The following is a 13,096-nucleotide window of genomic DNA, read 5'->3' on the forward strand; positions in this document are numbered from 1 at the left end:
TTGGTTATAGTTAAAGTCTTTTGACAAGTCTATTTGCACCACTGAAAAAATCAGAGGCTAAAAACTATGAACAATGATATTAAGAAATACAAAACTAAAAGCGGGAAAACTCGTTATCAAATTAGAATTTATGCTGGTAAATATAAGGCTAACGGTCAATCTAATTTCATTCGTAAAAAAGGCTTTAAATCGTTAAATGAGGCTGAAAATGCTTATATTTCAATTAAGCATGATTTAAAGAATGGTACATACGTAACAGAAAAGCCGAAACACGTTAGATTTAAAGAAGTCTATCGTAAATGGATTAATGTTTATGCTAATGGAGTTAAAGAAAGCACATTAGCAACTACTATTCGTATATTAGAAGGGCATGTTTTACCAGAATTAGGTAACATGTACGTTGATGAAATTACAGTGGTAAAGTGCCAACAAGCCGTTAATAAATGGTTTAAGCAAGCGCCTAAAACCTTTAAACGGTATATCCGTTATGCTAACGATGTATTTAAATATGCTGAACATTTAGAGTTAATTTCATCCAGTCCAATGGATAAGGTAATACGTCCAAAACAGAAAAAAGACGAAAAGGACGTTGAACGCCTATATACTGAAAAGCGCTCTAAAAAGTTTTACACGAAAAAAGAGCTAAAAATATTCCTAGAATACGCAAAAGAATATAAATTAAAAGCCTATGCATTCTTTCAAATACTAGGCTATGGTGGTTTAAGACGTGGCGAGGCGCTCGCACTACAGTGGCGAGACGTTGATTTTATTAATCATACGTTGACTATTAATAAGACTGTATCAAAAGGGCTTAATAACCGCTGTTTAATCCAAACACCAAAAACAAAGGCAAGTGTTAGAACTATTTCTCTTGATGATGAAACAATAGAGGTTTTGAAAGAGTGGCAACATGAACAATTAAGAGAAAGAAACGATGCTAACGTTATTCCTATTGGGATAAACAATAGCAAAGCCGTTAATAATTTATATTTGTTTGAGGGCATGAAACACAACTATCCAACTAATTTTCCAATGTCTGAAACAACTGCATTCACTTGGAATGATGCAATAGCTAAAAAGGCGGGCTTACCTCATATCAATTTACACGGATTCAGGCACACACATGCATCCCTATTGTTTGATGCTAGGATTCCAGTAGAAGAGGCAAAAGCAAGGCTAGGACATGAAAAAATTACAACTACCATTGATATATATACTCACCTAACTAAACAACGTGAAGAAGAAACGGCTATGGACTTTGCAAAATTTATGCATCGTGCTGAGTAATTAGGTGGCAACATTTTTGGACTAGGTGGCAACATTTTTTAGTTAAATTTTGGTTGGTTTTTATGTGAAAGGTGGCAACATTAGGTGGCAACATTTTAGATGATTATGCGTAAAGCTTAATATAATGCGGTTTCTAACGTTAGGTTATTGAACCCAGCTAACCCAATAGGTGAGATCAAGCGGTGAGCTTGATCTTTTTTGTATTTAAAATTGAAAATGCTTTGACAAGAAACGAAGAAGTGCTTATATTTAAGTTAACTTTAATTTTGCTCTTATTTACATTATGAGGTGACTAGTATGGTTGACTTAACAAAGCATATGAAAAAGGGATTAGTTGAACAAAAGCCAGGCCAGATTTTAGCTTTTAAGGTGCCTTTTACATTTTTGCCAAAATTTCGGCAGGATTAGAGCAGGCTGATACCAAGTTCATTTATGACTTAACTGAAAAGGGACATGTTGCCGTAATTGCTGGATCATTTTTTGCTAAAGGCGGTGCAGGATACATCCGTTTGTCTTATGCAACTTCGATGGAGCAAATCAAGGAAGGCTTGAAGCGATTAGAAAAATATGTTGTAGAAAATAAGAAATAGTTGCAAATCAAAAGGACCGATGTTCGTGCATCGATCCCTTTTTTTTAAATTCTAATTATTCCTCATTATCAAATGGATAAGTCATGCCCCAGGCAGTTCTAATACTGGTTAAAATATGGGCGATCATGCGAGATTTTTCTAATTCGCCTTCGTCATGACCTTGTTCAATATACTTTTGAAAATCAGTGACTTCATATTCAAGTGCTTGGTCAGCCTCCCCAGCAGTCACCTTATCATAGCTTTCTTCATGGGCACTCTGGGTGTAAGTAATGTCCGCTTCAGTGCCGCGTGGGTATTGATTGATTTCAAAATAACCTTTGGTACCCGAAACTAAACCACGCTTAGGCTGCTTCGCCCGCATTGAGAGGGACATCACTGCCATTTGACCTTTTGAATTCCTCAAAATGATGCCGCTTTCTTCGTCAACGCCAGTTTCAAAGAATTTCACCGTGGTGTTGATACTTTCAGGATATTCATCCATAAAGCTGATAGCAAAGGCTGTTGCATAGCCACCAATATCCAGCAATGCACCACCAGCAAGGTCTTTATTAAAGAAGCGATTCTGCGGATCGTAGTCCTTGAGTGAGCCAAAATTAATTTGGATCATTTTAATTTCGCCAAATTTGCCCGCTTTAATCAGATCTTGCATCTTTGGGTAGATTGGCATGTGATAAAGGGTAAAACCTTCCATTAAGATTAGTCGCTTCTCTTTAGCTAATTGAGCTACCTCATCAAATTGGCGCGCATTGACGGTAATTGCTTTTTCACAAAAGACGTGTTTGCCCGCATTGAGGGCCTTCTTAATGTAATCGTAGTGGAAAGTGTGCGGGGTAGCGATGTAGATGATATCAATGTTAGGATCGTTGATCATTTCATCAGGATTAGTGAAAGCATGTTGCACGTGCTTTTCTTGGACAAAGACATGCAGTGCTTCTTCATTGGGATTGGCGGCAGCATAAATTTCACCGTTGACTTTGTTCAAGGCGTCAGCCATGTCGTGTGCAATCCAGCCAGTACCGATAATTCCCCAATTAAATTTTTTCATGATTATTACCTCTCTTGAGTTCAATAATTTTTCCATCTTTTTCAGTAATTAATGAAGTAGCTAAGTCTTCAAATAGCGAAGAGCTGACTACGCCATTTTGTAAACAAATTTTGCGATTAAGTTCAGAAATATTGTGCCAATCTTCGTTAAATACATCAATTAAGTAGTTGCCCAAAGGCGTACGAGTGAAAATTGCTACTGACTTATCTTGGCGAATCTTGCTAGTCAAATGCAAATTGCTTAAATATTTCTGCACTTGATTAACACATGGTGGTGACACTTCAAGACAAAGCGGAATCTTCGGATTCAAAACAGGTTGTATTCTTTCACTAGGCAAGAGGAGGATAAACTGCTTGGCAATTTGGGCTGCTTGCTTTTCAAAAAGATGAATTCCACCTAAACTTTTTAAAACGTTAAAATTCTTATCGATACTGTCGCAGCCGTCGAAGGCTATATCGATCTTGGTTGCGACAGTAGAAGGAAGGAGTTCTAATCCGAGTTCTTTGCACTTAAAGCAAGTAAGTTCGGATGGAGAATATAATGTGATGTTCAAGTTATGCTGCGCAATAGCTTGAGCTAGTTTAAATACAGTGCTTCCGCCACCAAGAGAAATAGTCATTTTCGGCTTGATTTTACTCAAGGCTAGTTCACTTATTGAATTAATTTTCATTTTGTTTTCTCCTGCGAAAATTATTTACAAGCATATATTAACTTGGTAAATGATTTTCGTCAATCAAATTATAAATTTATTTTCTTGAAAAATAAAACTATGAAAATTAATTACAGAGATGATATAATTTTGGCACAGAAAAGGTGAAAATAATGACTAAAATTATCGATACAATCTATAGCGAATTATCTACAATGTCAGCCAGTGATCAAAAGATTGCTCAAGTAGTCCTAAAACAACCTGAACAGGTAGTAAATTACACGATTTCAAAATTAGCAACTGAAGCTGGAGTAAGTGATGCTTCGGTGACACGCTTTTGTCATAATTTGAATTTAACGGGGTTTCACGATTTGAAAATTCAATTAGCCCAGAATGCGACTGAAAGTGTTTCACTTCAAAATATGTCACGTGATGATGCTAGTGCTAACTTGGAATTAATTGAAAAAAATAAAGTCGCAGAGATTAAGGCGACTTTGGAGAATGTGACTGAAGCCAAATTAGATCGGGTATTGCGGCTTTTGACTGAAAGCAGAATTGTGCAGGTTAGTGCAGAAGGCGATACTTATCCAGTGGCTGCTGATGCAGTGTATAAATTTAATCAGATTGGCTTGTTAGCGATTGATTCGGGCGGCACGATTGAAACGGCGATTGCACAGACAATGAATCTGAATAAAAAGGATTGTTTACTGGTGATTTCAAATTCAGGTGAAGCGGCTGGAATCATTAAGCAAATTAAGGTAGCTAAACAAAAAGGGATGCAGGTGATTGCGATCACCAATCGTGCTGATTCGCCGATTGCGCTATTAGCTGATGTGCATTTGAAGACGGCAGTCCGGCAGACAGTGATGCAGTCGCAGTATTATTTCTCACGGGTGGCAAGTATGACGATGATTGAAGCGTTGTATTTGTTGCTTATTGCGAGGGATGCAGGACGAGTTGAACATATAAAAGAACATGAAGCGATCATTTCTAATCAAAAAATCTAAAATTACAATTTTTCAAGCGAACAGATGTGAAAATTACCCTTTCTTAACACACATAAAGTCAGTCAGAAATCAATAACTTGTTTAAAATTTCACAAAAATGTAACGCTTTGAATCTTAATTGTAAGAGTACGGTAACTACAGTTTAACAAATAGAAGGTACAGTGTTACTGGTGATTTTAGGAGGTATTCTTAAGATCACACACACGAGTCGATCCTGTTTTTAGTAATCAGGTTCGTAACATGCTATAATTATTTCACAAGCAGAAGGAGATAAAACCTACTGCTTAGGATGAATTTCTGTTTCAGAAAGGAAAGGCCACATAATTATGAAAAAGAATACAAGAATTGTAAGTATGGCTGCTGCTGCTTTGTTGGCAGTTGCTCCAGTTGCAGCTTCAGCTGTTCCGGTTAACGCTGCTATTAGTTTAGGTACTGTAACTAATACTACTGGTACCACAACAACTACTACAGCAACAACAGCTAAGCCAACTGATCGATCATACTTTACATATGGCAATCAAGTAATTGACGCTGCAAGTACTACCGATAAAACAGCTAATATTGTACCAACTACTATTTCTATTAAGGTTAAAGATACTGTAGCTAGCGTTACTAAGTCAATTAATGATTTAGGATTGGTTTTCTTCAGTACAAATAATGCTAGCGGAGAAAAAGTTAGCCTTAAAGATAGTGAAGTTGCTGCTATTCTTAAGAATGCAGGCGTAACTCTTGATAAAGATAACAAGAATATTACTGCAGTACCAACTAGTGATTTCAATCTTACTTTAACTGGTACAGGTTCTACTTCTACACAAACAGCTACTGTGCAAATCCCAGTTGTAGTTTCAGGTCCAAGTTCAACTACAGATACTACTCAAAATCCAGTGATCAATTGGTCATTGAATGGTCAAAGCAAGGGCAGTGTTAATGGTCAAATATTCCAAGTAGCCGTTGGTTCACAATTTAATCCAACTAATTTCGTAAATAGTAATGGTGAGCCAGTTATTATTTCAGCTGTACAAAACAGCAATAATAATACTGCTGCTTCACTCGAAGCAACTTCAAATCCTGTTAACACTTCAGAAGCTGGTCGTTACTACAATGTAACTTTGACCGCTACTGGTTTAACAGGTAAGAAGACCACTGCAACATATACTGTTTTGATTACTTCAAGTCAAAAGCAAACTCTATATGCTAATGGCGCAAGTTCAATCGCAACTTATAGAATTTATGCTAATAATGTTTTAAGTGGCTCAACCACCTTTAAGGATGGCGATCAAGTTTACGTTGCTGACCAAACTAGAACTATTGATAACGTATCATACTCACAAGTTTCAACTAAGTCTAAGTCAGATGCCAATTCAAGCAACATTTGGGTTAAGACCTCATCGCTTGTTAAGCCAGCTGGTGATACTAACACCAAGACTTTGCCAGTAATGGTTGACTCAAGAGCTTACGACAAGAACGGTAACTACTTAGGTCACATGTACTATGCTTACAATGACATTGAAATTGTTCCAACTATTGTAACTATCAACGGTAAGACTTACTACAAGGTAGCTAACAAGGACGAATACGTTCGTGTAACTAACATTACTGGTACTCAACGTAAGTTGCGTCACAATGCCTACATTTACTGGTCATCATACCGTCGTACCCCGGGTACTGGTAAGATGTACAAGGGTCAAACTGTAACTACTTACGGTGCTTCATACAGATTCAAGAATGGCAAGAAGTACTACAGAATTGAAGGTTGCAGAAACAACAACAAGCGTTACATCAAGGCTGTAAACTTCTATTAAAAAGTAGAATTTAAATAAACGAAAAAGTCGGTGTAAAAATGCATCGGCTTTTTTGCTGTACAATTAAAGAAATGTATTAAGTAATAAGAGGCAAAGTTATTAGCTTATGGATATTTTTAATTATCTTGATTTATTCTTTTTTGAAAACTACGCTTGAGTATGAAACAGCGACCAGATTATCATTGATTATCATTCCGCTATATTCTGCGATTATGATGATTTTAGGCATAGGTCAAAATTTTACACCTCTAACTATGCTTGTTACGTTGTTCTTGATTTTGTTTGGTATTGCAATAGGACTGTTTCAAACACGCAATGTTAAAGTTAAGATTAGTAATGAAAAAGATAAGCTAGGATTACCTAAAGTTAAAATTAAAAGAGGTGGGCATTACTTAGTTGGTTGGATTATTATCTTCATTCTTGGTATTCTGGTCGAATTGTTCTACGGTGCAGAAATGGATAAAACAGAACTATCAGAAAAACTGATTATTGAAATCTTACGAGATATTTCTAGTATTGTCATGTTCACCAATAAGAGTTCTTGGTTCATTTGGGTACTCAACGTTAGTTCTAGTTGGACTTATGATACATATTTATTATTGGAATATCCTAAGTTGCGGCAATATGTGGTTTTACGTCAAAAGGATTAATTTATTTGCAAAAAAATTGAAAATACCCTTGCATTTTACCTGGATATTAGTTATTATAATTAAGTCAGCTAACGGAGGAGTAGCGAAGTGGCTAAACGCGGCGGTCTGTAAAACCGCTCTCTCTGAGTTCGGCGGTTCGAATCCACCCTCCTCCATTGTTGAACGACAAGTAAAAAGTTCAGCTGGTATTGGGTTATAGCCAAGTGGTAAGGCAATGGTTTTTGGTACCATCATGCGCTGGTTCGAATCCAGCTAACCCAATAGTTCTAAAAGAACACCCAACCCAAAGAAAAAGCATCATATGGTGCTTTTTCTTTTTTGCGTTTTTAGTTAAAGCTGTTTGAAACATTTCTAACATAATGTATACTTATAAAATGTTAGCATTATACAAAAAGTAAGTAAAGGGGGAGATGGAAGTTAAAAAATTTAAGCGATTTTTTTCCGGATTAATGGTCATAGAAATGGGATTGGTGTTAGCTGCATGTTCCTCTAACAGTGGATTATCTCAAGCTAAGACTCAAACAATGAATACTTACGTCTCAAATGAAATTTCTACTTTAGATTCAAGTAAGTATGGTGATACTACTAGCTCAGAAGTATTACAGAATTCAATGGAAGGTTTGTACCGATTTGATAAAAATAATAAAGCTATTTTAGCTGAGCTACTAGTGTTAAGCATTCTAAAGATCAACGCGTCTATACGTTTGATTTGCGTAAGAATGCAAAATGGTCTAATGGAGATCCAGTAACTGCAACGGATTATGTAACTGCTTGGCGCAGGACTGTAGATCCAAAAAATTCTTCATTAGATAGTGATAGCTATGCGATTATTAAAAATGGTACTAAAATTACACAAGGTAAGGCACCAGTTAACTCTTTAGGAATTAAGGCGTTAGGTAAATATAAATTACAGATTACTTTGGCTTATCCTATACCATATTTACCAGAAATTTTAGAGGGTGCACAATTTTATCCACAAAATACTAAACTCGTTAAAAAGTTAGGCTCTAAGTATGGAACTAGCAGTAAGAATTTAGTTTATAATGGATCATTTACAGTTACCGGTTGGACTGGCTCCAACTTAAAGTGGGTATATAAAAAGAATCCTAATTATTGGAATAAGAAAGATATTGCTTTAAATAAAGTCAACGTTCAAGTGGTACAAACACCATCGACAGGAGTGAACCTCTTTAGAAGTGGTCAACTTGACTATGCGGCTTTAACTTCGGATTTTGTTAAGCAATATGAAAAGAATCCTAATTTTCATACGCGTATAACGCCAACAAATGGTTACCTTTCATTCAATATTAAAAAGAAAGTAACCGGTAATGTTCATATTCGTCGAGCTATTAGTCAAGCGATCGATAAGCGCAATTGGTTAAAACTATTTTGCATCAAGGTAAAGCAGCTAATGGTATTGTAGCGTCTTGACTTTATTACTGATCAGTCAACTGGTAAAGATTACCGCCAAGATGCAGGTGATTTAGTAACTTATAATCCTGAGAATGCTCGTAAGGAATGGAACTTAGGCAAAAAAGAATTGGGCAAGGAAAAGATTAACCTAGAATTATTAACCTCTGACGTTGATGATTCTAAGCGTGTTGGTGAATTCATTCAAAGTAATTTGATGAAGAATCTTCCAGGTCTTAATTTAACAGTTAAATCGATTCCACTTAAATCACGGTTAGCTAATACCACTAATCATAATTATGATTTTGTCTTTGGTACTTGGCGGCCTAGTTATGAAGATCCGCTTGATTTCTTGACGGTGGGTGGTTTATTTAACCTGCAACCAGATTATCATAATGATAATTTCTGGCATCAAATTGATATGGCTAAAACCACTTATGCTACTAACCCAAAGAAGAGATTACAAGCTTTGATCAATGCCGAAAATCAATTGATCAAGAAGGATGCTTTTGCGGCACCGCTTTATCAAGCTGGTGTATCATACCTACTTAATAAGAAAGTGACTGGTTTCCAATTGTCACCTTACGGTAATGTCGCATATTATTGGAATGTAAAAATTAAATAAGATGTAATTGAGCAAATGCTTCAAAGCGTTTGCTCTTTTGGTGTAAAATATAAAATTGCGCCTTAAAAGAAAAAACAGGTAAAATAGAGGCTGACTTTTGACTAGAAAGGATTATTTATGGCTAGAATAATTAGAGTTGGCGGCTCTAGCAGCGCTACTAGTTGGCATGATGCATTAAATGATTTGCGTGCCGATGATGTATTGATGTTGGGACCCGGATATTATTATTTGCCTAGAGGTCGAGAATTAACCGATATTACAATTAAAGGAACTGGTAGTTTAGCTGAGGATACAACTATTTATGGTAACATCAGCGTTTCGGAAGATAGTCGTTATGTCACATTAGAAAATCTCTGCGTGAATACGACAACAGATAATAATAGTATTTTTGTACCAATAGAAACTAACGGTTACGTTACTTTAAGAAACTGTTGTGTTAAGGGGTATGGTACAGATACGGCAGCTATTGCCATTAATGGTAAAGTGACTCTTGAACTTTATTCAACTAAGATAACTGGTGGATCTGTTTCTATGTACGAAAATGCAGATTTTCGTTTAGAGATGAATGATTCACAAATTGATTATCCATCTGAAAATTATTGTGCTCTAGCTCTTGAAGGGCACGGAACGGCAATTATTAATAATTCTAATATTCGCGGCAGTATCAATACCTTTTTGAAAACAAATGCGGAATTAGATCTCAATAACTCTGAGGTCGATTATGTGTTATTGCACGGCCAAACTTGGATGAATATGCTTAATAGTACTCTTACTGCTAAGGATGATTCATGCCTTTATCTAAGTGATGATTGTTGGAGCAACATCGTTAATAGCAAATTTAACGGTGGGATTTATATCGATAAAAAGACGCATACTATTATTCAAAATTCAACTATTGATCGCATGATCGTAGTTGATGAGGCTAAGGTGACAATGAATAATTCCATTGTGATGGAGCATGCTGATTTTCAAGATAAGAGCAGTTGTGAGGCTACGCGGGTAACCTTTATCGGAAATATGAATTATGAATATTTTTTAGCCTTAAGTGGACATGCTCAATTGAATGGCCATGATTTAATTCTTCATCCTAACCAGGCGGATTTGGCAGTGCAGGACGAAGCTAAATTAAAGACCAACGTCTTAGCTGCGCAAACTGATACATTGAATGTGGAATATAATAAGCGTCCAAACGTTTATATTTTAGGGATGCACTGGACCGCTAAGAAAAAATAATCAGGCAAAATTAACTTAGTGTATGAAATGCAATCTAGACCAATTTAGCATATAATAATAATTGGTATTAAACTTTGGGGGTGTAGTTATGGAAGAACCAATGTACATCAAGATCCACAACCAGATTAAACGCGATATTGAAAACCACGTTTATAAAGTAGGGGACCGAATTCCAGCAGAACGCCAGCTATCAGTGCGCTTTGGCGTTTCACGGATGACTTTGCGCCAAGCAATTAAAACATTGGAAGAAGAAGGAATTCTTGAACGCCGACTAGGTAGCGGGACTTATGTTGCCAGTCAAAAAGTGCAAGAAAAAATGTCTGGTATCATGTCGTTTACTGAAATTACCAAAGCTAATGGCCAAGTACCTTCAAGTAAATTAATTTCCTATCAAGTAGGGAATCCATCTTTATCTGAAAAAGAACGCTTAGCTCTTAACCAGGATGAAAATGTATTGCGCATGGAAAGAATTCGTTATGCAGATGATATTCCAATTTGTTATGAAGTAGTTACGGTGCCATATTATTTGGTTAAAGACTTTTCTAAAGAAGATATTTCTAGCCATTTGTATGAAACCTTGGAAAAGCGTAGCGGTTTTGAAATTGGCAAAGTAACGGAACACATTTCTGCGGCTATTGCTAATGAACAAGATGCGCGTTTATTGAAGGCCAAGAAGGGCGAAGCTTTAATTACTAGACGTCAGGTTACTGAACTGGCATCTGGACAACCATTTGAATATACGCGTGCTCGCTATGTTGCCGAAAGATTTGAATTCACTTTCTCTAAGTAGTAATAAGCATCTATCCTAATATCGTATATGTTAGTGATAAATGCTTTTTTATTTTTATCTTTAGCGTGTTAACATATAGATGATCGTCTATGCATTAAAGGAGATATAAATGGATTACCAAAAATTAGCAAACTTATTGAAAGTTGTTGCAGAACCAAATCGTCTTAAGATTTTGAACTTACTTTCATGTGGTGAGATGTGTGCTTGTGATATTCTTGATCATTTCGATTTTACTCAGCCTACACTTTCACATCATATGAAGGTATTAGAAAATTATGGGCTGATATTAGTGCAAAAGCGGGGGAAGTGGCACTACTATTCATTAAACCCAGAAAAATCAACGGTAATTATTAATGGATTAACTGAAATATTATCAGATTCTAAACAATGTATTTGTAAGGATGCTGAAGAGGACTGTTAATCCTTTTATTTTGAATTATACATAGACGATTATCTATATAGAGAGGGAGTTTTTAATTATTATGAATACGTCAAAAAGCTTATCCTTCATGGATCGCTGCATGACTTTATGGGTGTTTTTAGCTATGGCATTGGGAATCGTGATCAGTTTTGTTTTTCCATCATTTCCTAGACTAATTAATGGTTGGTCGGTAGGAACAACTTCGATACCGATCGCAATTGGTTTGATTTTGATGTTGTATCCACCTTTGACTAAGGTTAATTACGACAAAATGGGGGATGGCTTTAGAGATAAGAAAGAGCTTGCTTTTTCTTTAATTCAAAACTGGATTGTTGGTCCTTTATTGATGTTTGCATTAGCGATTATTTTTCTTCATAATTATCCTAATTATATGGTTGGCTTGATCATGATCGGACTTGCACGATGCATTGCCATGGTAATTGTGTGGAATGAGTTAGCACAAGGGAATAACGACTATGCTGCTGGCTTAGTTGCTTTAAATTCTATTTTCCAAATTATTTTTTATTCTGTTTATGCGTACTTTTTTATCAGTGTATTGCCTAAGTTCTTTGGAATTCAAACTAAAACCCTTAACATTACGATGAGTGAAATTGCTAAAACTGTCTTTATTTACTTGGGTATTCCGTTTATCCTAGGAATAGGATCTAGATATCTTATTATTAAGTCTAAAGGTAAAGATTGGTTTGAATATAAGTATGTTCCTAAAATTAGCAGAATAACAACATGGGCATTGCTTTTCACCATTGTATTAATGTTTTCTGTTAAAGGAGTTAAGGTTGTACAGTTGCCACTTGATGCCGTTAGAGTAGCTGTTCCTTTGTTACTTTACTTTGTATTGATGTTCTTTATTACTTTTTGGATTGCTAAAAAGACTCATACTAGCTATCCAATTTCTGCAACACAAGCATTTACTGCTTCAAGTAACAACTTTGAACTTGCAGTTGCAGTAACTGTTGGTATCTTTGGCTTAAACTCCGGTGAAGCATTTGCTGCAGTAGTTGGACCTATGGTAGAAGTACCAGTTATGATTTTGCTAGTAGATGTAGCATTGTGGATTAAGAGGAGATACTACAAATAATGAAGAAAATATACTTTTTATGCACTGGTAATTCCTGTCGCAGCCAGATGGCAGAAGGCTATGGCAAGATACTGTTAAAGGGTAAATACGAAGTTAGAAGTGCAGGGATTGAAAAGCACGGCTTGAATCCATATGCGGTTAAAGCAATGGCTGAAGATGGCGTAGATATTAGTAAACAAAAGTCTAAGATAATCGATCCAGATTATCTGAAGTCGGCTGATCTTGTGGTTACCTTGTGTGGGGATGCACGAGATCGTTGTCCAGCCTTGTCGCCTCAAACGACAAGTCTTCATTGGCCTTTGATTGATCCGGCGCAAACGCAGGGAACGCCTGAACAAAAGATGGTGGTCTTTCGTCAGGTTCGTGATGAAATTAAGAAGCTTGTAGCTAGTTTGGAATAGATAAAATAAAACTCCAACCTTATTCACAATTTGAAGTGAGACCTAAAAGTGAGACACTTTTAGGTCTTTTACTATGTCTAAATTTAA

The 13,096-nt window shown here is 36.1% G+C and carries 12 protein-coding genes, 2 tRNA genes and 2 pseudogenes; 14 read left to right on the forward strand and 2 right to left on the reverse strand.

What is annotated here, in order from left to right:
* Window positions 1-66: 66 nt before the first annotated feature.
* Window positions 67-1,287, forward strand: a complete 1,221-nt coding sequence (locus FC37_RS07580) for a tyrosine-type recombinase/integrase (RefSeq protein ID WP_025006045.1) — start codon at window positions 67-69, stop codon at window positions 1,285-1,287.
* 368 nt (window positions 1,288-1,655) lie between these two features.
* Window positions 1,656-1,877 (forward strand): annotated as a pseudogene (locus FC37_RS10845) (aminotransferase class I/II-fold pyridoxal phosphate-dependent enzyme); the annotation flags it as partial.
* Window positions 1,878-1,932: 55 nt separating this feature from the next.
* Here the strand turns inward: FC37_RS10845 and FC37_RS07585 are convergent.
* Both FC37_RS07585 and FC37_RS07590 read right to left on the reverse strand, forming a co-directional pair.
* A complete protein-coding gene (locus FC37_RS07585) occupies window positions 1,933-2,922 on the reverse strand; it encodes a Gfo/Idh/MocA family protein (RefSeq protein WP_056945585.1) in 990 nt (329 codons plus the stop codon).
* Window positions 2,909-3,592: a ribose-5-phosphate isomerase A gene (locus FC37_RS07590; RefSeq protein ID WP_056945586.1), complete on the reverse strand. Its 684-nt coding sequence runs from the start codon at window positions 3,590-3,592 to the stop codon at window positions 2,909-2,911. The genes FC37_RS07585 and FC37_RS07590 overlap by 14 nt, the downstream gene beginning before the upstream one ends.
* 152 nt (window positions 3,593-3,744) lie before the next feature.
* Between FC37_RS07590 and FC37_RS07595 the strand changes: the two genes are divergently transcribed.
* The 12 genes and pseudogenes from FC37_RS07595 (at window position 3,745) to arsC (ending at window position 13,009) form a co-directional block, all read left to right on the forward strand.
* A complete protein-coding gene (locus tag FC37_RS07595; RefSeq protein ID WP_025006044.1) occupies window positions 3,745-4,578 on the forward strand; it encodes a MurR/RpiR family transcriptional regulator in 834 nt (277 codons plus the stop codon).
* A gap of 326 nt (window positions 4,579-4,904) precedes the next feature.
* Window positions 4,905-6,380: an SLAP domain-containing protein gene (locus FC37_RS07600; protein ID WP_056945587.1), complete on the forward strand. Its 1,476-nt coding sequence runs from the start codon at window positions 4,905-4,907 to the stop codon at window positions 6,378-6,380.
* Window positions 6,381-6,520: 140 nt separating this feature from the next.
* Complete coding sequence (locus tag FC37_RS07605; protein WP_236697303.1) at window positions 6,521-7,030, forward strand: hypothetical protein; 510 nt, start codon at window positions 6,521-6,523, stop codon at window positions 7,028-7,030.
* Between the two features lie 73 nt (window positions 7,031-7,103).
* A tRNA-Tyr gene (locus FC37_RS07610) sits at window positions 7,104-7,185 on the forward strand.
* A gap of 34 nt (window positions 7,186-7,219) precedes the next feature.
* A tRNA-Gln gene (locus FC37_RS07615) sits at window positions 7,220-7,291 on the forward strand.
* Between the two features lie 149 nt (window positions 7,292-7,440).
* Window positions 7,441-7,779 (forward strand): hypothetical protein, encoded by a 339-nt coding sequence (locus tag FC37_RS10850; protein WP_236697304.1) that lies wholly within the window; start codon window positions 7,441-7,443, stop codon window positions 7,777-7,779.
* Window positions 7,740-9,065: pseudogene (locus FC37_RS07620) on the forward strand (peptide ABC transporter substrate-binding protein). Before FC37_RS10850 ends, FC37_RS07620 begins: the two are co-directional and overlap by 40 nt.
* A 117-nt stretch (window positions 9,066-9,182) precedes the next feature.
* The gene (locus FC37_RS07625; RefSeq protein WP_025006042.1) at window positions 9,183-10,298 is read left to right on the forward strand and encodes a hypothetical protein; all 1,116 of its coding nucleotides are present in this window, start codon (window positions 9,183-9,185) and stop codon (window positions 10,296-10,298) included.
* Window positions 10,299-10,386: 88 nt separating this feature from the next.
* Window positions 10,387-11,088 (forward strand): GntR family transcriptional regulator, encoded by a 702-nt coding sequence (locus tag FC37_RS07630; RefSeq protein ID WP_025006041.1) that lies wholly within the window; start codon window positions 10,387-10,389, stop codon window positions 11,086-11,088.
* A gap of 109 nt (window positions 11,089-11,197) precedes the next feature.
* Complete coding sequence (locus tag FC37_RS07635; protein ID WP_025006040.1) at window positions 11,198-11,509, forward strand: ArsR/SmtB family transcription factor; 312 nt, start codon at window positions 11,198-11,200, stop codon at window positions 11,507-11,509.
* 61 nt (window positions 11,510-11,570) lie between these two features.
* On the forward strand, window positions 11,571-12,608 hold the full coding sequence (gene arsB / locus FC37_RS07640) for an ACR3 family arsenite efflux transporter (protein WP_025006039.1): 1,038 nt from the start codon (window positions 11,571-11,573) through the stop codon (window positions 12,606-12,608).
* Window positions 12,608-13,009, forward strand: coding sequence for an arsenate reductase (thioredoxin) (gene arsC / locus FC37_RS07645; RefSeq protein WP_025006038.1), 402 nt, complete (start codon window positions 12,608-12,610; stop codon window positions 13,007-13,009). The genes arsB and arsC overlap by 1 nt, the downstream gene beginning before the upstream one ends.
* Window positions 13,010-13,096 lie beyond the last annotated feature (87 nt).

This window comes from Lactobacillus gallinarum DSM 10532 = JCM 2011, from assembly GCF_001434975.1.
In the GTDB taxonomy this organism is placed as follows: Bacteria; Bacillota; Bacilli; order Lactobacillales; family Lactobacillaceae; genus Lactobacillus; species Lactobacillus gallinarum.